Genomic DNA, 19,551 nt, shown 5'->3' with positions numbered 1-19,551 from the left:
TACAGCGCGATTGGACCTCTGCTGTCGGAATTAGAAGGTGATGACCTCGTAGTCGTCGTCGACGAGTGAGCGGATGCTCGGGTGGCCGTCGTGGTCGTCCAGCGTGACAAGCCCGGCGTCGTCGACGGCGTCTTCGACGCCGAACGCGCCGGAACAGTAGTCACAGACTGCCACGTCATCCTTGAGACTCTGATACAGTTCGTGGTAGTCGCTGTCCTCGTCTTCGAGTTCCGGAATCCACTGTGTTCCGGCCCCGTCGAAGATGAGTTCGAGGTCGTCTTCATCGTTCTGTGCGAACTCCGCTGCGGCTTCGAGGCCGTTTGCGAGCCGGCCGAGGTTTTCGTGTCCCTCCGTCCCTGCGAGGATGATGATGGCTGCTTTTGTCATTACGTGAAGTAATAGCGGAGCCGACAATATATTACGAGTGGGTGCGTGCACCGGAGTTGAACTCGCACCAAGTATTTATAAGCCAAGATCAGTCGGACAGTGAGTGAACTGAGCCCACAGAGGGCAACCGCGTGCTGGCGGATGGCGGGCGACTCGCCTTCTCAGACTCGTCGTCGACGGTGGTCGGCCTCACGTGCTCGACTCAGTCGTCGCGATACTCTCCTTATTCGACGGTGTAGAAATGCGATTCTATTCAGCGTAGGACTCGATAAGCGCTCGGAGGTCAGCTTCGCCTTTGACGCCGACAATCTCTTCGACCTGCTCACCGTCGGCGAACAGGATGAGTGTCGGGACGCCCCGGACACCATACGACTGAGCGAGTTGCTGGTTGGCGTCGACATCAACCTTGGCTACGGTCGCATCGGTTTCCGCGGCTAGCGTCTTGACTACCGGTTCGAGCATCTGGCACGGGCCACACCAGTCGGCATAGAAATCCACGAGAACGACATCGTGCTTGCCGACGACACCGTTGAGGTGGTCCGATCCGTCAATGTGAAGCGGCTCGTTCGTCGCGGCCATATCGGTGTCGGACGGAGTATCGGTTGTCATCGATATATCGTAGGCGTTTGCGATAAATAAGTGTTTGCACAGAAAGCACAATATTATGAATTACTGAATGCCGGACAGGCATCGTAAAAATATACGTCGCCACAGGTACAAATCGACGCGGCGCGGGAGCCAGGGTACGATAGAGGGGCGTCGTTAGCTTTCGACAGTAGGGGCCGTGGACTCAGCCTGTTCGTACTTGTTTTCGAACTCCTGAATCAGTTGACCCATCTTTGCGTACCAGTCGTTGAGCATCCGCTGCATCTCGTCTGCGATCTGTGACGGGTCTGTCGGCGAGTAGACGTGGTAGTAGCCGCCTTGATCGTAGTTGATCTGGTCTTTCTCGATGAAGCCCGTCTGGAGGAGCCGCTGGACGGCGCGATACGCGGTCGAGCGCTCTCGGTCGACTGCTTCGGCGAGCTCGTCGACGGTCAGCGGTTCGTCAGCCTCGACGAGCGCTCGAAAGCACTCTTTATCGAGTTCCTTGAGGCCGTGGAAACATTCCAATAGCCCCTCGCACTGCATGTCCTGTCGGAGTTGTTCAGACATCGAATCTGGCATTGTTATCACGTCTTCGTAGCCGCTACGCGGTTAAAAGACTTGTGTACAGTTCGCACAAATGCACGCAAAAGCTGCTAGCTAACGGGTGGGTGGGAGCACAGTCATACAAGTGACACGACTTTTACCGTCAAGGCAGTCTCCCCCGTCGCGGTGTCGTGCCAGTTTCACTCCCCGGCCTCGACACACCCGGTGCTGCTTACTCAACCGCTCATGTCGTCTTTGTGGCGGAGAACGATTGAGTCGTACCCGTGGCTGAACCTTTGATACCACTGTATTTGTGGTATTGCTGCCCACTTTTTACACGACCGGTTCTCCCTGAGAGCGTTGGCGCGGGATTCCAAGGACAGACCCAGCGCAGTAGCTCGGTAGCACTCGCTCACGGCGCAGTTTCCGTGCCACTCTACATCTACATCACTCCTGAGTGGCTGGACGATACCTATATTCAGCCCACAGATGACAGTCACACCCTCAACATGTAGCGACCGATTCGTCTGATTCAAGATCTGCGAGAACGGCTCACGCCGCTGACGTGCACCCGAAGAGATTTTGTTCTGTAGCCACAATACAATACACGAATGACGCTCCCTATCGACCCGAGTCAGATCGACCCTGAAGACATCGGTGAACAACAGGCGACGCTCGAAATGAGCCACGAGGACGCTATCGAACACGTCCGGGACGTGTTTACCGACGCTGGATTCGGGGTCCCCGTCGAATTCTCGCCGTCTGAGATGCTCAACGAGAAGATTGACGCGGACCGTGACCCATACTACGTGCTGGGTGCCTGCAATCCCGAGGTCGCTGACCGTGCTCTCGACGCGACGGACAACAAGCTCGGCGCACTCATGGCCTGCAACGTCGTCATCTGGGAGGAAGAACCCGAACAACAGCGCGTCTATCACGTTTCGATTATGCGTATTGCTCGCCTCGTTGGAATGGCACCCGACAACGAGGAGATGGCAGACATCGTGGCTGACACCGGCGAAATCGTTGACGAGGCGTTCCAGAACCTCTAACATGGGGTATCACACGTTCGACGCCGACCGGGCCGACAAGCTCGAAGACGCACAGCAACGGTACCGATTTCTCTCTGCGGAAGAGCTCCGCTGGGCGTTGTCGGCCAGTAGGGGCGAGGCGGTCGCGGATCTCGGGAGTGGGACTGGTTTCTACACCGACGATGTTGCTTCGGCCGTTGACCACGTGTACGCCGTGGATATCCAGGAGGCGATGCACGACTACTACCGGGAGAAAGGCGTCCCCGACAACGTCGATCTTGTGACGAGCGCGGTCGATGACCTCCCGTTCGATACTGCCAGTCTTGATGGGGCGTTCTCGACGATGACGTACCACGAGTTCGCTAGCGACGGGGCGCTAAACGAGGTTGCACGAGTGCTCAAATCTGGCGGAACGTTCGCTGTCGCCGATTGGGCGGCTTCCGGCAGTGGTCACAGTGGGCCGCCCGTCGATGAACGATTTTCCGTTGACGAGGCGACGGACGCGCTCCGACAGCACGAGTTCACGGTTGAGTTCGCGGCTGTGCGGCCGGAGACATTTCTGCTCGTCGCGAGTGCTGAATAACGGGCCAGCCCTGATACCCGAACTCCCCCGGTTTCTTCTTTCCTCTGAGAGCCTGTCCGGGAACAGTACTGGCCGACCTGTTGCGCTCGAACGTCTGGCCGTCAACTGGCGAACAGCCGGCGCTCTGCCCGTTCATGATCGGCGGCCAGTACGTCTACGAGGGGGGCAAACGGAGCCATCTCGTCCAGCCCCCGGTCCGCGCTTTCCTCGACTGCGGCCGTCATCACCGGCTGCAGGTCGTCCAGAATCCGCTGGGCGTCCGTGTGGCCAAGCGAGAGGAGCCGCTGAGCCGCGCCGAGCAGTCCGGTGACGAAGCCGTGACAGCACAGCAGGCAGGCCTCGCGGACGGCGACGCCGGCCAGTCCCGTCGCAACGCCGAGCACGACGGCGTAGTTCCCGGGCGCGTCGTCGGCGTCGACGCGCTCCGCGTAGCGGTCCAGCATGGCCTCGTCGCACAGTTCCGTCTGGAGTGAGAGCAGTCGGTCGCCGGACTGCTGTGCGCTCTCGCGGAACTCCGCGGCCAGCGTCACGGCCGAGAGCCGTCGGTCGGCCCGGCAGACCTCGTCGAGGTCGCCCTCGGTGGCGGCGGCGTGTGCCGCCCGGAGCGCGACGAGTTCGGCGGGGCCGACCTGCCGGCGGAGGTACGTCGACAGGAGCGCTTCGAGGTCGGTCGCGTCCTCGACCCGGTCGTGTTGAATGAACTGTTCCAGCCCGTAGGAGACAGTGTAGGTCCCGACCGGCAAGAACGAATCCGCCAGCCGGAACGATTCGAGCGTTGCAGCGTCGCTCACTGCTCTTCTCCGTCGATAGTACGGACGCCGTGGTCGTGGGCGTGGCCGCCGTGACTGTGGCCTCCGTGACCCCCGTCACCGTGGGTGTGGTCGACCTCGTCATCGTCAAAGGTGGTCGGCGGCACGTGCTCGTACCGCGTCGGCACGTCCCCGGGGAGCAGGTCGGCGACCGCGGCTTCCATCCTCGATTTCGACTCAGTGACCGAGAACAGGGCCTCCTCGCCGCGGACCGCGAGGTTCCAGTGTCTGTTCCCGACCGCGTGACCGAGTTCCAGCGCCGCGGTCGATGACACGTCGCTGTCGGCGAAATCGAGCACCAGAGCCTCGACCGCAGCGAGTTCGATGACGACGAGGGTGCCGTCCTCGGCTTCCAGCACGTCGCCGTCCGCGAGGTCGCGGGCGACCACGATACCGAGGTCTCGGCCGGCCGTTGTCTCGGTGCGCACCCGCGAGCGCCGCCGCTCGGTGTCTGAGAGCACGACTGCCGCGTGGTCTGACGCGTCGACCGCATCGGCGACGGCCTCGTCGTCGCGGTGGCCTAGGTAGGTGTCCGCGACCAGCATCAGTACTTCCTCCCGGACGGCGCGGGCGCGTCTAGCAACTCCCGTCGGGCGTGGTCCCAGGCCGCGTGCAGCGTCGACTGCACGGTCTCGGCCCGGTCGCCGAGGGCACGGACCGCGACGCCGGCACCGTTCGGGAGCGCCGTCGCGCCGGCCCGGGCCTCGCCGTCGGCGACGACTGCGTGCAAGGCGTCGCTCAGTTCCCCCTCGTCGCGGTCGGGCGCGAGGACGAACGCCGTCCCGTAGACGGTGAACTCGCCGAGGACGCCGGGGGCCGTCGGGTCGCCGTCGGCCGGCGTCAGGTGCGTCGCGTCCTCGAACAGGAGGCCGTCCGGCCCGTCTGCACGCACGCGGGAGAGGTACCGCTCGAACTCGAAGCGCTCGCCGCGGGCGAGTCGTCCGGGGACGACGACGTCGCTGACGACGGCGGTCGCGCCGGGGGCCAGCTCGACCGACAGCTCCTGCAGGTACCGCGAGTCGGCGTGGAGAATCGTCGGCTCGGGCACGTAGTCCAGGTGGGCGTCGGCACCGACGCTGAGGGTCGTCTCGGCGGCGGCGTAGTTACACGTCATCGTCTGGACCTTCGTCGAACTCTGGGTCGAGACGTGGGCGACGGCGTCCTCGCCGACCTCGACGGTCACGTCGTGGCGGTCGCCCTGTGCGACGCCGCCGGTCGGCGACTGGACGAAGACGGTGTCGGCCTCGGGGAGGGGGTCGTGGCCCAGCGTCCCCGAGATGTGGAACGGGACCGTCGCGTAGTCGTGGACCAGGGTCGTCCCGTCGCCGGTCCGCTCGAAGGTCAGTTCGAGGACGCCGTCTTTCCCGGGCGACCCCACGGCGGCCTGCGGGACGGCTTCGGTCGCGTACCCCTCGAACGCCGGATGGGGCGCGTCGGCGGCCATCAGGCGAACAGCACCCCCTCCCGGACGTGTGACAGCACCTCGTCGACGTTTGTCTCGTCCTTGCAGTTGGTGAAGACGACGGGGCCGTCCCGGACCTCGTCGGCGTCCCGCTCCATCACGTCGAGGTCGACGCCGACGTGGGGCGCGAGGTCGGTCTTGTTGACGACGAGCAGGTCACAGTCGACGACCCCCGGCCCGCGCTTGCGGGGGATGTCCTCGCCCTCGGCGACGGAGATGACGTACAGCGAGTAGTCGGCGAGTTCGGGGTTGAACGTCGCCGCGAGGTTGTCGCCGCCGCTCTCGACCAACACGAGGTCCAGTTCCGGGTGCTCGGCGAGGAAGGCGTCTATCTGCTGGAGGTTCATCGACGGGTCCTCGCGGATGCCCGTGTGCGGGCACGCGCCGGTCTCGACGCCGGCCACGAGGTCCTCGGGGACGACCCCGGCGAACCGCTCGCGGAGCACGTCGGCGTCCTCCTGGGTCAGGATGTCGTTGGCGATGACGCCCACGTCCAGGCCCTGATCGCGCAGTTTCGGGACGAGCGCGGTCAACAGCGACGTCTTCCCGGAGCCGACCGGGCCGCCGATGCCGACCGTCGCCACGTCCCGATGTGTGAGACTCATTCGTCTGTCCTCGCTGAGTCTCCGCCATCGGTCGCCGTCTCTCCCTCAGGTGCATCGTCGTCGGCGGTCCCGACACTGTCGGAGCGAATCGGGTCGTGGACCGTGACCAGTTTCGTCCCGTCGGGGAACACCGGCTCGACCTGAATCATGTCTATCATCTCCGGGACGCCGTCCATCACGTCCTCGCGGCCGAGCAGTTTCGACGCGCCCGACCGGATTTCGGCGACGGACTGACCGTCGCGGCCGCGCTCGATGCACCAGTCGCTGATGTAGGCGACGGCTTCGGGGTGGTTCAGCGGGACGCCGCGTTCCTTGCGGCGTCGCGCGACCTCTGCGGCGGTAAAGACCGTGAGTCGCTCCTGTTCTTTGGCTGTGAGTTTCATAGCAGGTACCGCTGTGCGAGTGGTAGTTCGGAGGACGGTTCGCAGGTGACGTGTTCGCCGTCGACCCGAACTTCGAACGTCTCGGGGTCGACCTCGATGTCGTCGGGGCAGTAGTCGTTGTACACCATGTCGTCTTTGCCGGGCGTTCGCGCGCCCTCTATCGGCACGACGCGGGAGTCGAGCCCGTACTCCTCGCCGACGCCGGCCTCGGCGGCCGCCGGGGAGACGAACGACAGCGAGAGGGCGTGTCTGGCCTTGCCGACCGCGCCGGCCCGCTCGCGCTGGATGATGGGCTCGCAGGTCATCAGCGAGCCGTTGGCCTCGCCCATCTCGGAGTGGACCGGAAAGCCGCCCTTGAACGTCATCGCCGGCTTGACGCCGAAGAAGGCCGGGTCCCAGAGGCAGATGTCGGCCAGTTTCCCCGGTTCCAGCGTCCCGACGTACTCGTCGATGCCCGCGGAGATGGCGGGGTTGATGGTGTACTTCGAGATGTAGCGCTTGATGCGGTGGTTGTCCGCGCCGGTCCCCTCGTCCTCGGGGAGCGGCCCGCGCTGGGACTTCATTTTCGAGGCGGTCTGCCAGGTGCGCGGGATGACCTCGGCCATCCGCCCCATCGCCTGTGAGTCGGAGGTCATCATCGAGATGGCCCCCATGTCGTGCAAGACGTCCTCGGCGGCGATGGTCTCCGCCCGCACCCGCGACTCTGCGAAGGCCACGTCCTCTGGCACGTCGGGGTTGAGGTGGTGACACACCATCACCATGTCCAGGTGCTCGTCGAACGTGTTGTCGGTGTAGGGCATCGACGGATTGGTCGACGACGGGAGCATGTTCGGCTCGCCGACCATCTCCATGATGTCCGGCGCGTGGCCGCCGCCCGCACCCTCGATGTGGAACAGGTGCATGGTCCGGCCGTCGACGGCCCCGAAGGTGTTCTCCAGGAAGCCCGCCTCGTTCAGCGTGTCCGTGTGCATACAGACCTGCACGTCCTCGTCCTCGGCGACTCCCAGGCAGGTATCGATGGTCTCGGGCGTCGACCCCCAGTCCTCGTGGAGTTTCAGCCCGCAAGCCCCGGCTGCGACCTGCTCGCGGAGCGGTCCCGGTTCCGAAGCGTTGCCCTTCCCGTAGAAGCCGACGTTGACCGGCCACGCCTCGGCTGCCTGCAGGAAGCGCTTGATGTTCTCCGGGCCGGTCGTGGTCGTCGTCGCGCCGCCCCCGTACCCGCCGCCGAGCATCGTCGTGATACCGCCCGACAGCGCGTGTTCGTGGAGCTGTGCGGAGTTAAAGTGGATGTGGATGTCCAGGCCCCCGGCGGTCGCGACCTTCCCCTCGGCCGGGTACACGTCCGTCGACGGGCCGACGACCATGTCGACGCCGTCCATCGTGTCGGGGTTGCCGGCCTTCCCGATGCCGGCGATTTCGCCGTTCCGGATGCCGATGTCGGCGGCGACGATGCCCAGCACGGGGTCGATAATCGTCGCGTTCGTCAGCACCCAGTCGAGCGCGCCCTCCGCCTGCGTGACGCCGGGTGCCATGCCCAGCCCGTCACGGAGGGTCTTGCCGCCACCGAACACCGCCTCGTCGCCGTGGGTCCGCAGGTCTTCCTCGACCTCGGCGAACAGTTCCGTGTCGCCGAGTCGGACTTTGTCGCCCTCCGTCGGCCCGTACAGTTCGGCGTAGTTCTCGCGGTCGATGTCGCGTGTCACTCCGCTCCCTCCTCGTCGTTGTCGGTCCTGGTGTCCCCGAATCCGGCCGCGCGCATGCGCTCGACCGCGTCGCTCGTGTCGCCGTCGACGCTCCCGTTCACGAGGCCGTTCATCCCGTGGGCGCGGCGCTTCCCGCCGATTTCGACGAGTTCGACGGTCTGCTCGTCGCCGGGTTCGAACCGGACGGCCGTCCCGGCGGGGATGTTCAGCCGCATCCCCATGGCCGCTTCGCGGTCGAACTCTAGGGCTGCATTAGCCTCGAAGAAGTGGAAGTGGGACCCGACCTGTGAGGGTCTGTCGCCAGTGTTCCCGACGGTCACCTCGGTCGTTTCCCGGCCCTCGTTCAGCGTCACTGTCCCTTCGTCCGGGATGACCTCGCCGGGAACGAGTCCGTCACTCATCGCGCCACCGCCCCGCGCATTTCTGACTGTTTGTCTATCATCTGCCCCTTTCTTTGAATACGCATACTAAAATGATTGCTCTCTGCGCAAGTGACGCCCCTATGTCGAGAACTGGATTAAATAATAAATTTTCGGACCCAGATAAAGGGGTTCGACTATCGAACTGTCCTACTTCCGGGAGTCAACACGACTCACGTCCAGTCTGTCGTCTGTGCCGACAGCGATTGCTCCAGTGACGCGGGCGAGGATATGACGGGTGATCTGCGGACTGAGAGCGCAAAACTGCCTGACAGCGGCGAGGTAATTCGCTGTGAAAAAATAACACTTTGATTTCTACTTTTTCCGCATCGAATAATGGGAGATGGAGTTATGAAACAATTCAAACTTAAACTCTAATATTGATGGGTACGGCGACTATTCGTCATATCCTTTGACGACCTTATACTATCAAGAGTGTGTGGTGGACAATATAAGATAAGAGTGGTAAACCTTATTTGCTACCTCCCAGACGGCAACACTGTGAACGATATCATGGACGAACGTTCGGATATCCTGAGTAAAGAACGAGAGATGACCAAAGATAATGGAAGTAACAATCCTAACAAAAACCTAGTCTCGGATGTGAAAGCATGAGCCGGTCCACTCTCAGTCGCCGCCAGTTCCTCGGCGCGAGCGGGGCCGCACTCGTCACCGGCCTCGCCGGCTGTTCCGCCGGTGAAGGTGGGACTTCTACGGACACCGCAAGCAGTACTGATACGCTCAAAATCGGCGTGCTGGAGGACCAGTCCGGGAACTTCGCCCTCGTCGGCGACCCGAAGGCCAAGGCGTCGATGCTCGCCATCGAGGAAATCAACGCCAACGGCGGCATCGACGGCAAGCAGATAGAGACGTTCCAGCGCGACCCTCAGTCGGACAACCAGCGCTACCAGGAACTGACTCGCACGGCGATAAACGAGGAGAACGTCGACGCGCTGTGGGCCGGCTACTCTTCGGCGACTCGGGAGGCCATCCGCCCGATTATCGACCGCAACGAACAGCTGTACTTCTACACCACCCAGTACGAGGGCGGCGTCTGCGACGAGTTCACCTTCGCGGTCGGCCCGACCGCCCGCCAGCAACTCGGCATCGTCCTCCCGTACCTGGTCGAGGAGTTCGGCCCGGACATCTACACCATCGCGGCCGACTACAACTTCGGCCAGCTCTCTGCGGACTGGGTAAAGGTGCTGGCGAACGAAAACGACGCGAACTTCCTCGGCGAGGAGTTCATCCCGCTGAGCGAGTCCTCCTTCGGGTCGACCATCAACCGGATTCAGGAGGCGGACCCGGATTTCGTCATGTCGATGCTTGTCGGGGCGAACCACACGTCGTTCTACGAACAGAAGGCCTCGGCCGGCCTCGACATTCCTATCGGCACGTCAACGGCGATGGCACAGGGGTACGAGCACCGTCGGCTCGACCCGCCCGCGATGGCAAACATCTACGCCGGCGTCAACTACATGGAGGAGGTGCCGACCGAGAGCAATACTGGTGACGGCGGCTTCGTCGACCGGTACTTCGAGATGTACCCCGACGCACCCTACCTCAACGAAGAGGCCGAGACCAACTACTTCTCGACGTACATGTACAAGAAGGCCGTCGAGCAGGCCGGGACCACCGAACAGCCGGAAGTCATCGACGCCCTGGAATCGGGCATCGAACTCGGCACCGAGGAGGCCCCCGAAGCGCCCGAGGGCGAGACTATCAGGCTCGACGGCGCGACCCACCACGTCGACCACCACATGTGGATTATGCGCGCCGACGAGGAGCACAACATCGAGGCCGTCGAGAACCGCCAGATTCCCGAGACGTTCCTCTCGGAGACGGCCGGCTGTAACCTCCCCGAGAGCCCGGAGCAGACCCAGTACACCCCGGTCGACTACTACGAGGAGGCCGAGTAGGGATGGTAAACGGGATCAACCTCGCGTTACAGTTCCTCGATAGCTTCGCGTTCATCGTGCTCGCCGCGGCGGGGTTGGCCATCATCTTCGGCATCATGGGCATCATCAACCTGGCACACGGGGAGTTCATTCTTATCGGGGCCTACACTGCGACGCTGGCCGTGACGCAACTCGGACTCCCGCTCGTCGTGGCGATGCTTGTCGGCGGTCTGGTCACCGGCCTCTTCGGGATTCTGACTGAGCGGGTGATAATCTCCGGAGCGTGGCCCAACTATGTCAGCCAGCGGGCGCTCGGCCGTGACATCATCGAGCCGCTGTACGACCGACTGGCCGATTCCATGGTCGCCACCTTCGGGCTTAGCCTGATACTGACACAAGGCGCTCGGATACGCTTCGGGAACTCCATCGACCAGATTGCCACGCCGTTCGGTGCGATATCGTACGGGGAGTTCTCGTACTCGTCGTACCGAATCGTCCTGGCCGGCGTCAGCATCGGGCTGCTCCTGGTCACCTACTACCTGTTCACTCGGACGGACTTCGGGATGCGTGCCCGGGCAACGATACAGGACAAGCAAACGGCACAGGCCATGGGCGTCAACACCGACCGGATGTACATGCTGACGTTCGGAATCGGCTCCTCGCTGGCGGGACTGACCGGCGCGCTGTTCGCGCCGGTCATCTCGATGCAGCCGACGCTGGGCGACCAGTTTCTGGTTGAGGCGTTCGTCGCCGTCGTCGTCGGGGGGCCGAGCGTCGTCCTCGGGACCGCGCTGTCGGGGGGTGTCCTCGGGGCGATTCTGGCCACATTCTCGAATCTCTACGGGACGTTCATCGGCCGTATCGCGCTGCTCGTTGCTGCGCTGATCGCCCTACGGTTTCTCCCTAACGGCATCACCGGCTTCATCGACCAACTGCGGAAACGGAGACAGGAGAGCGACTAGATGGCGAGAAACAGTGCAAACGGCGAGGCGAACAGGTCGCTTCCGGGTCGGCTCCGCAGTCGGTTCGAGGGGCCAAACACCATCGGGGAATCCCGCGGGTTCTGGGGTGGCTTCGCCGCCGCTGTAGCGGCGCTCGCCGTCTACCCAGCCTTCGGTGACAGCTCCCAGCTGTCGCTGTTCATGGTGCTGGCTCTTTTGGGGCTTTCGCTGTCGGTTGTCTGGGGCTACTCAGGCGTGCTGAGCTTCGGGCAGGTCGTCTTCTTCGGCATCGGAGCCTACACGTTCGGCGTCGTCTCGATCAACTTTGCGACCCCGGGTGGGATTACGGCCGCCGTCGTCGCCGGTATCGTCGGCGGTGGCCTCAGCGCAGCAATACTGGGCTACTTCATGTTCTACGGCGGGGTGCGAGATGTCTACGTGACCATCATCACCCTCGTCTCGACAATCGTGATGCACACGTTCATGGCTCAGACTGCCGGGTCAGAGTGGGCCATCGGCGAGGCGGCGCTGGGCGGGTTCAACGGGATGCCGGACATCCCGCTGTTGACTCTCGGTGTCGGTGGGCTGTCGTACCAGTTCATTTACAACCCGTTCCCGATGCGGGTAATCGGCATCGGAGCGTTTGAGATCAGTCCGTTCTACTACCTCGTCCTAGTGTTGTTGGTCGGGACGTACCTCGCATTGCGAGCCCTCGTCAATTCTGACTACGGTCGCGTGATGGTCGCCGTCCGCGAGGACGAGGACCGAACCGAAATGTTCGGCTACAACGTGACCCGCGTCAAGTTCGTCGTGTTCACGCTCGGCGGCGCGCTGGCGGGCCTGTCCGGCGTGCTGTACGCCGCACGAAACGTCTACATCGACCCGACCGTGTTCTCGCTGCTGTTCGCGACGCTGCCGGTCATCTGGGTGAGTATCGGCGGCCGAAAGAGCTTGCTCGGGGCCGTTGTCGCAACGCTTGCCATCGAATACCTCCGCATCTCGATGGCGGGTGAGCTGGCGCTGGTCCTGCTTGGCACTCTGTTGCTAGTGACGATTCTGGTTCTTCCGAGCGGTCTCGTTCCGTGGCTCCACGAGCAGATCGTCGAAACTCGACTCGGACCGGGCGAAGCCGGTGGAGCCGACACACCCGATGCGCCGAGTGAGGTGAGTGACTAATGAGTGATACTGAAACCGAATCCGACATCGACCCGCTTGGACCGAACGTCCGGCAGACCGCTGCGGAACTGGCAACGGGCGACAGAACCGAGACACTGCTGCAGACCGACGGGCTCGTCAAACAGTTCGGCGGGTTCACCGCTACTGACGACGTGGACTTCTCGGTCGCCGAAGGGGAGCTACGGTGTCTCATCGGTCCAAACGGCGCTGGCAAGTCAACATTACTGAACCTGATTACCGGTACCTACGAGGCGAGTGACGGCAGTATCTACTACAACGGCCACGATATCACCGACCTCGAACCACACGAGCGGGTGTCACGCGGCATCAGTATGAAGTTCCAGGTCCCGTCCGTGTACGGTGACCTGAGCGTTAGAGAGAACGTCAGACTCCCCGTCCAGCAGTTCGCCGACGGGGAGGAACGACGGCGGCTTGTCGCCGAGGCCATCGGGGCTGCTGGTCTCACCGGCTACGAGGACGTCGAAGCCGGCCAGCTCTCACACGGCCAGCAACAGCAACTCGAAATCGGGATGGCTGCCGCGCTCGAACCCGACCTCCTCCTCTTGGACGAGCCGGTCGCCGGCCTCGACGTGGCCGAGCGCGAAGCTATCGCCGAGCGGATCAGACGGCTCAACGAGGAGAAAGGGATTGCCTTCATCGTCATCGAACACGACACCGACTTCGTCGCGAGCATCGCCGAGGAAGTGACCGTCCTGCACAACGGCGAGGTGTTCCGCGAGGGAGCGATTGCGGAAATCGAATCCGACCCGGAGGTCCAGCGGATCTATCTGGGTGGTGAGTCGTGATGCTCGAACTCGACGACGTTTCCGCTGCCTACGACACGACGCCGATACTGCGGGACGTGGACCTCTCTGTCGAGGAGGGGGAAATCGTCGGCGTGATGGGAAAAAACGGCGTCGGCAAGACGACGCTCCTGAAGACGGTGATGGGTTTACTGGAGTCCAGCGAGGGGACTATCCGCTACGACGGCGTGGATGTGACCCACGCGAGCGCCGACGAGCGCGCCCGGGCCGGAATCGGCTATATCCCGCAGGGCCGGGACGTGTTCCCAAAGCTAACTGTCGAACAGAACATCAAAATGGGTGAGACCATTCGGTCTGACAGCGATGAAACGCTGTACGACCAGATATACGACTACTTCCCCGTACTCGAAGAGCGGGCCAGCCAGGAGGCTGGCACGCTCTCGGGCGGGCAACAGCAGATGCTCGCCATCGGCCGCGCACTGGTCTCGAACCCCGACCTGCTCCTGCTCGACGAGCCCAGCGAGGGCATCCAGCCCTCTATTGTCGATCAGATCAGCCAGGATATGCAGACCATCAACGCCGACCTCGGGACGACGATTCTGTTCGTCGAGCAAAACCTCGGCGTCATCCGTGAGATGGCCGACCGCTGTTACGCGATGGAGCGTGGGACGGTCGTCGACGAACTCGGCCCGTCGACGATTGCCGACGAGGACGCGATTGCGGAGTACCTCGCGGTCTGAGACGGGCTGTTGGCGCTGGTCTGGACCGCTGGCACCGACCTTCTGGCGGTCGCCTACGGAGCGACCCATGGCGGTTCGGACGCGCTGTCATATTGAGTTTCTAACTACTTCCTGATTACGGCACTGTCTAGTTGAGCGAGTTTGAGAAGCGAGGAGGTCGGAGCGAGAAGTGCCTATGCAACTCGCAGACCTCCTCAGAGAAACGTTAGATGAGGACAGCCAAGACATTTGGGAGAATGAGCGCACCCCGACATCCGTCCGGCAAGTTGGGGTGCGTCTCCATACTGCGGGGCTGTCAATCAGGGAGACGGTTGCGATCTTAGACTTGCTGGGTGTCGATCGCTCTCACGGTGCTGTCTGGAATTGGGTTCATACACTGTCTGAAGCACAGGGCGACCCGCCGACGGCGCAGCCGTTGCGGGTCGCAGTCGATGAGAAACAAATCGAGATTGACGGCGAAAAGAAGTGGTTGTACGCCGCTGTCGATACCGAATCAAAGCTGCTTCTCGAAGTTGACGTGTTCAGCCGCCGCGGGACTGACCCCGCGTCGGCGTTCCTGCATCGCCTCACTCAGAAACACGATGTTGCCGATACAGTGTTTCTCGTCGATGCTGGCGGCTATCTGACTGCCCTCTCACGCCACGATTTGAGCGGTCGGCTCGACTATCGACTCCGGAACCACACCGAAAAATGGTTCCAAGCTGTGACCATGCGAATCGACCGCTTCCACACGTTTTGGAGGGGCAGTCAATCCAGCGCGAAACAGTGGCTCAGACGGTTCAGACACCACTACAACCACGAACGACCGATCCAAGCTCTTGACGGAAAAACGCCAGCTGAGGAGATACAGAACTAGACAGTGCCCTGATTACACGCAAGCAACCGAATCAACAGGAACTTGAGTACCCATCGTACAGACGTGTACACGAATGTCCGATCGTGATTCTTGGATCTCGAACCTCGGTTTCGTGCTTGCCGCTGTCGGCGGTGCAGCGGGCCTCGGGAACATCTGGCGGTTCCCGTGGCTGACCGCCGGGAACGGCGGCAGCGCGTTCCTCATCGTCTATCTGCTCGTCGTCGTCGGCATCGGCGTTCCGGGACTGCTCGCTGAGTTCGTCCTCGGACGCTGTGGGCGGCAGACGCCAACCGCGGCGTTGCGCTCACTCACCGGCTCCCGCTGGGGGTCATGGCTGGGCGCGTTCAACGTCCTCACAACGCTCGTTATCCTCTCGTTCTACTCTGTCGTCGGCGGGTGGATCCTCCGCTACACGCTCGTCTCGCCGGTCGGAGCCTACTTCGGGCAGCCCCAGCAGTACTTCGGGGCGATGAGCTTCGGGCTCGACGCGGTCGCCTTTCACCTGCTGTTCCTCGGTATCGTCGCTGCTATCGTCTTTTTCGGCGTGAGCCACGGTATCGAACGCGTCTCGAAGGTGATGCTCCCCGGCGTCGTGATTATTCTCCTCGGCCTCGCAGTGTGGACGGCCACCCAGCCGGGTACGGCCGCCGGCTACGCGTTCTATCTCAGCTTCGACGCTGAATACCTCGCCGCGAACTTCCTGAGCGTCATCGGGCCGGCGGCGGGCCAGGCGCTGTTCACCCTCTCGCTCGGCGCTGGAGTCATGCTGACCTACGCCTCGTATCTCGACGATAACGCATCGCTTCCACGGGATACGCTCGTTATCGCAGTCTCAAACACGTTCATCGGAGTCCTCGCCGGACTGGTCGTCATCCCGCTGCTTTTCTCACAGGGCGTCGACCCCGGACAGGGCGGTCCCGGTGCGCTGTTCGTGGCGCTCGCGACGGCGTTTGCGACGCTTCCGGGCGGCGAACTCGTTGCAACCGCGTTCTTTGCGACTGTGCTGATGGCCGCGGTGACCAGCGGCATCAGCCTGCTTGAGACGCCGGTGGCAACGCTCGTCGACAGCTTCGGCGTCACGCGACGCCGGGCGACGGTGCTGGTATCGGTCCTGCTCGCCGCCACTGGGAGCGGACTGTCGCTCACAAGCTCGGTGTTCCAGTTCGTCTCCGGCACGCTCGCCGACCTCCTCTTGACTGTCGGGCTGTTCGCGTTCACTGTCATCGTCGGCTGGCTGCTGCGCGTGGAAGCGCTGGCCGAGTTCCGCGCCGGAACCGACCGTTTCGAATGGGTAGCCAAGCCGTGGCTTCTAACCGTTAGCTGGGTGCTCCCCGTTGTCGTGCTGTTCCTGTTGACGAACACCCTCGCGTCGCTCGCTGGGATGTCGCTGGGACTCGGCGGCCGAGCGCTCATTGCTGTCGTCGGTACCGTCGCCCTGGCTATCGTCGTTCGAAACGGAAGTCGAAGCGACCTGTTGAGTTCGCAGTAAGACGGCTGTTTTGACTTGTCCCGGCTCTGGAATCCGGCGCTAACACTCCTCACAACCGCAGTAGCGCTCGCAGACTGGGTTCGCACAGTCGGGAGTACGCGCCGAGCAGAACTCTCGGCCGTGGGTAATAAGCAGGACGTGCAGCGGGTAGGTCAGCTCGTCAGGAATGAGGGCGTCTAGCTCGTCGTGGGCGCGCTTGTTAGTCGCCGACTCGGGCACTAGCCCGAACCGCTTGGAGACCCGCTCGACGTGGGTATCGACAGCCATTGTTGGCTTCCCGAAGTGGAAGTTCAGGACGACGCTGGCGGTCTTTGGACCGACGCCCTTGATATCGGTGAGCCAGCCTTTCGCCTCGTCGGTGGGCATGGCGTCGAGGAAGGCAAGAGAGTAGGCACCGCCGGTTTCCTCGCGGATGGCCCCAAGCGCCCGCTGAATACGGGCCGCCTTCTGGTCGGGGAGCCCTGCGACGCGGATGGTGTCGGCCAGCGTATCGTGGTCTGCCCCTTCAATGGCTGCGAAGTCGTCGTACGCCGCAAACAGCGCCTCGGAGGCTCGGCGCGTGTTCTCGTCGGCCACGTTCTGTGAGAGAATCGTCGTCACCAGCTGTCGAACCCCTTCGCCAGGGTCGGCGTCGGCACCGTGGTTGCTCGTACGTTCGACGGGGCCATGCAGCGAGACGAGATCCTCGTGGAGGGCACGAACAGCGGCGGCATCCCACTTCTCAATCGTCGACATATTCCGAGACACGGACTGAACGGACTTCAACACACTGACCCGCTGTTCGGTTTCGATCCACAACGCCCCTAAACCATGGCAGAAGCGACTTTCGACAGAGCCATACCACTCACCGCGTGACTGCCAGCAGGCAGCAGCAAGATCGGAGTCGGGGCAGTCTACCGGGGCAAGTCCCTCTCAGTATCAGCCATGGTGTTTTGCGATGGGGGAGATTAATCACAGACGGCCTCGCCCGGGTATGACGAGACATAGTTGTCACTGATTGTGAATACCTTCTTAGCTATGCAAAGTAAATAGCCGTGCATGGGGATGCGCTGTGAACTATTCGGACACGACTTCGGAGCCTCGAAGATAGAGGAGTCGTACGATGAAGGCGAGCGCGGCACTGTTCTAACCGTTCGTGAATACCGGTCTTGCCAGCGATGTGGCTATATCCGCAATATCTCTGAGAACCACGGTTTGATATCCACTATGGAAGAATCTGACGCAAATGACGGCCTGCCGGACAAGGCCGAATACAGCGCCGAGACTCGGCAGCCAGTGGAACGGCAAGAGAACGCAGCAGACGAGACCGAAGCGACAGACAGGGCGCAGGCGGCGGAACCGGACCCGACCGAGTCGCCCGAATCAGCGTCGACTGCGCCGGACACGGTCGGGGACCAACCCTCGGATACGGAAGTGAGTGATGCGTCTACGACGGAGACTCCACCGACACCACCAGAACGGACTGACGATGCTGTGATCCTGTCTGATTCAGAACCACAGGAGCCAGCCGACGCCGGCACCACGCCGCTGAACAGCGACGATGCAGTCATCATCGATGCTGCTACAGATACTCCACACTCACCGTCTGAAACATCCGAAGGGCCAGATAGTAGAAACGACCGGGACCGGAGCACGCCCACAGTGGACGACGGAGAGAATACTACAACCGACTCGGATCCCACATATACGTGCCCAAGGTGTGCGTTCGAACTCCCTGTGAGTGAGTCGTCGTTCTTTGCCGGTGATGTCTGTCCGCAGTGTCGAGTCGGCTACCTCGAGGACACAGTAGACAGCGAGTCGTGAGCCGTCGACGTGGCCCCATCAGAGCGCGTTGGGGAGATGGTCGTTTCCCGGTGCGTGTCCGATCAGTAGTTTTGGAACAGCAGTTTTCGCACGTCGTCTTTTGTCCGCGCGCTCACTGTCGACCCATCGGGGAGTGTGACTTCGTATGGTTCGTCGTTTTCGTCCGACCGAGTCCACTTTTCATCATGTTCGGTCAGTAAACGGTTCGCGACCGAAAGGGCATCTCCCGGACTGTTGTTGGCTGCCTCGGTTGGTTCGGCTGCGTCATCGGTTTCGACGGCAGCGGATGCTGGACCAGTCTGGGCACCGCCGTGTGCTCCACCGTGCCCGTCGCTCGACGTCTCTCCAGGTCTATCTGGACCAGTTTCCCCCTCTTCAGTACCTTTGCTCGCGCTCGTGTCGGCTTCGATGTCTGCAAGGCGCGTCGCGAGTTCACTCGTCCCAAGCGCCGAGAGCAGTTTCCCTCGCATCTCGTCGGCTTCAATACCACTTCCGGGAACCTCTGGCACATCGGATGCGATGCGCTGGAGTTCCGGATACTCAGCTTCGGCGATTCGCTCGTAGTCGGGACGACTCAGGCCTTGCTCGTCTTCGAGCCGGTCCGGCGGTGTGTACGTATCGAGGAGGTAGGCAACAACATCCTGCGTACGAATATGACCGTACGTCTTGATGAACGCGTCTTCGAGATCCTCCTGCACCGATGTTAAATCCGCCTGTTGTGTGTCCGTAATCTCGATCTCCGGCATCGCCTCTAACATTGGCCGCCCATCTCATAACTCGTTCCCTGGACGGCGAAAACTGACGGAACCATTGTATAGCAGAGACACGCATACTCTGGTATGTGGTGTCCCCGCTGCGATTCAGACCTCAGCACATATACGCTTGCGACCGCTGATCAAACAGCTATCGTCTGTGAATCGTGCGGCTTCGCAGGCATCTCTGCGTCACATCACACCGAGGCCACCCCTCCAGAGTCCTGGGAATTCGCATTTACCCGGTTCAACCAACATCCCGACTCTAACCTCGGCAAGCCGGAAAATACTGACAGAATACCCAGCGTCCCGATTCCGGAACGTGACGAGCCCACAGACCAACCAGAGCTCTCGCTTGAACAGGCTGGTGTTTCAGTCGGCATCTCTCTGGGATCTGATGCGAACACGTTCCAACAGGACGCTGCTGACGAATTGAACCGCGTTATTGACGAGAGTGAACGCGAACTGAGTGGCGAACCCACAGCCAAATATGATGAGAGCGATGGGAACAATCAAAACACAGACACTGATGCCGTCGAAAACGGGGAGGAAACTGAGTAATGCCCACTGTCGGGTCTATCGCTTGGAGCGGGGAGCAGGTCCCAACTGACGCAGGCGA

At 62.2% G+C, this 19,551-nt stretch carries 23 protein-coding genes; 11 read left to right on the top strand and 12 right to left on the bottom strand.

Translation table 11 applies throughout. The features are described 5' to 3' along the window. Positions 1–30: 30 nt before the first annotated feature. From D3D01_RS17665 to D3D01_RS17655, 3 genes are all read right to left on the bottom strand, one after another. Positions 31–387, bottom strand: coding sequence for a DsrE family protein (locus tag D3D01_RS17665; protein WP_101351584.1), 357 nt, complete (start codon positions 385–387; stop codon positions 31–33). 249 nt (positions 388–636) lie between these two features. Next, on the bottom strand, positions 637–996 hold the full coding sequence (gene trxA, locus D3D01_RS17660) for a thioredoxin (protein ID WP_121513150.1): 360 nt from the start codon (positions 994–996) through the stop codon (positions 637–639). A 153-nt stretch (positions 997–1,149) separates the two neighbouring features. Further along, entirely contained in the window at positions 1,150–1,554 is a 405-nt protein-coding gene (locus D3D01_RS17655; RefSeq protein ID WP_101351582.1) for a helix-turn-helix domain-containing protein, read from the bottom strand. Positions 1,555–2,129: 575 nt separating this feature from the next. On the opposite strand from D3D01_RS17655, the gene D3D01_RS17650 reads away from it, so the two are divergent. Both D3D01_RS17650 and D3D01_RS17645 read left to right on the top strand, forming a co-directional pair. Next, positions 2,130–2,570: a DUF302 domain-containing protein gene (locus D3D01_RS17650; protein ID WP_121513149.1), complete on the top strand. Its 441-nt coding sequence runs from the start codon at positions 2,130–2,132 to the stop codon at positions 2,568–2,570. A gap of 1 nt (position 2,571) precedes the next feature. Further along, entirely contained in the window at positions 2,572–3,132 is a 561-nt protein-coding gene (locus D3D01_RS17645) for a class I SAM-dependent methyltransferase (RefSeq protein WP_121513148.1), read from the top strand. 101 nt (positions 3,133–3,233) lie between these two features. Here D3D01_RS17645 and D3D01_RS17640 read toward each other — a convergent pair whose 3' ends face one another. From D3D01_RS17640 to D3D01_RS17610, 7 genes are read right to left on the bottom strand one after another with little or no spacing between them, the layout of a single operon-like run. Beyond that, the gene (locus D3D01_RS17640; protein WP_121513147.1) at positions 3,234–3,923 is read right to left on the bottom strand and encodes an urease accessory protein UreF; all 690 of its coding nucleotides are present in this window, start codon (positions 3,921–3,923) and stop codon (positions 3,234–3,236) included. Next, positions 3,920–4,486, bottom strand: coding sequence for an urease accessory protein UreE (locus tag D3D01_RS17635; protein WP_121513146.1), 567 nt, complete (start codon positions 4,484–4,486; stop codon positions 3,920–3,922). The genes D3D01_RS17640 and D3D01_RS17635 overlap by 4 nt, the downstream gene beginning before the upstream one ends. Then, positions 4,486–5,385 carry an urease accessory protein UreD gene (locus D3D01_RS17630; protein ID WP_121513145.1) on the bottom strand — a complete coding sequence of 300 codons (900 nt, stop codon included), beginning with the start codon at positions 5,383–5,385 and terminating at the stop codon, positions 4,486–4,488. Before D3D01_RS17630 ends, D3D01_RS17635 begins: the two co-directional genes overlap by 1 nt. Then, the gene (gene ureG / locus D3D01_RS17625; RefSeq protein WP_121513144.1) at positions 5,385–6,008 is read right to left on the bottom strand and encodes an urease accessory protein UreG; all 624 of its coding nucleotides are present in this window, start codon (positions 6,006–6,008) and stop codon (positions 5,385–5,387) included. Before ureG ends, D3D01_RS17630 begins: the two co-directional genes overlap by 1 nt. Further along, the gene (locus D3D01_RS17620; protein WP_121513143.1) at positions 6,005–6,391 is read right to left on the bottom strand and encodes an urease subunit gamma; all 387 of its coding nucleotides are present in this window, start codon (positions 6,389–6,391) and stop codon (positions 6,005–6,007) included. The genes ureG and D3D01_RS17620 overlap by 4 nt, the downstream gene beginning before the upstream one ends. Beyond that, the gene (gene ureC / locus D3D01_RS17615; RefSeq protein WP_121513142.1) at positions 6,388–8,094 is read right to left on the bottom strand and encodes an urease subunit alpha; all 1,707 of its coding nucleotides are present in this window, start codon (positions 8,092–8,094) and stop codon (positions 6,388–6,390) included. The genes D3D01_RS17620 and ureC overlap by 4 nt, the downstream gene beginning before the upstream one ends. After that, positions 8,091–8,495, bottom strand: a complete 405-nt coding sequence (locus D3D01_RS17610; protein ID WP_121513141.1) for an urease subunit beta — start codon at positions 8,493–8,495, stop codon at positions 8,091–8,093. The genes ureC and D3D01_RS17610 overlap by 4 nt, the downstream gene beginning before the upstream one ends. A 629-nt stretch (positions 8,496–9,124) precedes the next feature. Here D3D01_RS17610 and D3D01_RS17605 point away from each other — a divergent pair. The 7 genes from D3D01_RS17605 (at position 9,125) to D3D01_RS17575 (ending at position 16,377) form a co-directional block, all read left to right on the top strand. Beyond that, positions 9,125–10,432: an urea ABC transporter substrate-binding protein gene (locus D3D01_RS17605; protein ID WP_121513140.1), complete on the top strand. Its 1,308-nt coding sequence runs from the start codon at positions 9,125–9,127 to the stop codon at positions 10,430–10,432. Between the two features lie 2 nt (positions 10,433–10,434). Further along, positions 10,435–11,373, top strand: a complete 939-nt coding sequence (gene urtB / locus D3D01_RS17600; protein WP_121513139.1) for an urea ABC transporter, permease protein UrtB — start codon at positions 10,435–10,437, stop codon at positions 11,371–11,373. After that, on the top strand, positions 11,374–12,528 hold the full coding sequence (gene urtC, locus D3D01_RS17595) for an urea ABC transporter, permease protein UrtC (protein WP_121513138.1): 1,155 nt from the start codon (positions 11,374–11,376) through the stop codon (positions 12,526–12,528). It abuts the gene before it with no gap. Continuing rightward, positions 12,528–13,334, top strand: coding sequence for an ABC transporter ATP-binding protein (locus D3D01_RS17590; RefSeq protein ID WP_121513137.1), 807 nt, complete (start codon positions 12,528–12,530; stop codon positions 13,332–13,334). Before urtC ends, D3D01_RS17590 begins: the two co-directional genes overlap by 1 nt. Next, entirely contained in the window at positions 13,334–14,032 is a 699-nt protein-coding gene (locus tag D3D01_RS17585; RefSeq protein ID WP_101351568.1) for an ABC transporter ATP-binding protein, read from the top strand. Before D3D01_RS17590 ends, D3D01_RS17585 begins: the two co-directional genes overlap by 1 nt. Positions 14,033–14,207: 175 nt before the next feature. Then, a complete protein-coding gene (locus tag D3D01_RS17580; RefSeq protein WP_101351631.1) occupies positions 14,208–14,888 on the top strand; it encodes an IS6 family transposase in 681 nt (226 codons plus the stop codon). 73 nt (positions 14,889–14,961) lie between these two features. Beyond that, positions 14,962–16,377 carry a sodium-dependent transporter gene (locus D3D01_RS17575; protein ID WP_121513136.1) on the top strand — a complete coding sequence of 472 codons (1,416 nt, stop codon included), beginning with the start codon at positions 14,962–14,964 and terminating at the stop codon, positions 16,375–16,377. Positions 16,378–16,416: 39 nt separating this feature from the next. Here the strand turns inward: D3D01_RS17575 and nth are convergent, their stop codons facing one another. Then, positions 16,417–17,112, bottom strand: a complete 696-nt coding sequence (gene nth, locus D3D01_RS17570; RefSeq protein WP_121513178.1) for an endonuclease III — start codon at positions 17,110–17,112, stop codon at positions 16,417–16,419. Between the two features lie 471 nt (positions 17,113–17,583). Here nth and D3D01_RS17565 point away from each other — a divergent pair, with 471 nt between their 5' ends. Continuing rightward, positions 17,584–18,180 carry a hypothetical protein gene (locus D3D01_RS17565; RefSeq protein ID WP_233562780.1) on the top strand — a complete coding sequence of 199 codons (597 nt, stop codon included), beginning with the start codon at positions 17,584–17,586 and terminating at the stop codon, positions 18,178–18,180. A 62-nt stretch (positions 18,181–18,242) separates the two neighbouring features. Here D3D01_RS17565 and D3D01_RS17560 read toward each other — a convergent pair whose 3' ends face one another. Continuing rightward, complete coding sequence (locus D3D01_RS17560) at positions 18,243–18,926, bottom strand: hypothetical protein (protein ID WP_233562779.1); 684 nt, start codon at positions 18,924–18,926, stop codon at positions 18,243–18,245. 93 nt (positions 18,927–19,019) lie between these two features. Here D3D01_RS17560 and D3D01_RS17555 point away from each other — a divergent pair, with 93 nt between their 5' ends. Then, entirely contained in the window at positions 19,020–19,493 is a 474-nt protein-coding gene (locus D3D01_RS17555) for a hypothetical protein (protein ID WP_101351563.1), read from the top strand. Positions 19,494–19,551 lie beyond the last annotated feature (58 nt).

It is taken from the genome of Haloarcula sp. Atlit-7R (assembly GCF_003666065.1).
Classification (GTDB): Archaea; Halobacteriota; Halobacteria; order Halobacteriales; family Haloarculaceae; genus Haloarcula; species Haloarcula taiwanensis.
This window is presented reverse-complemented; position numbering and strand designations above follow the sequence as displayed.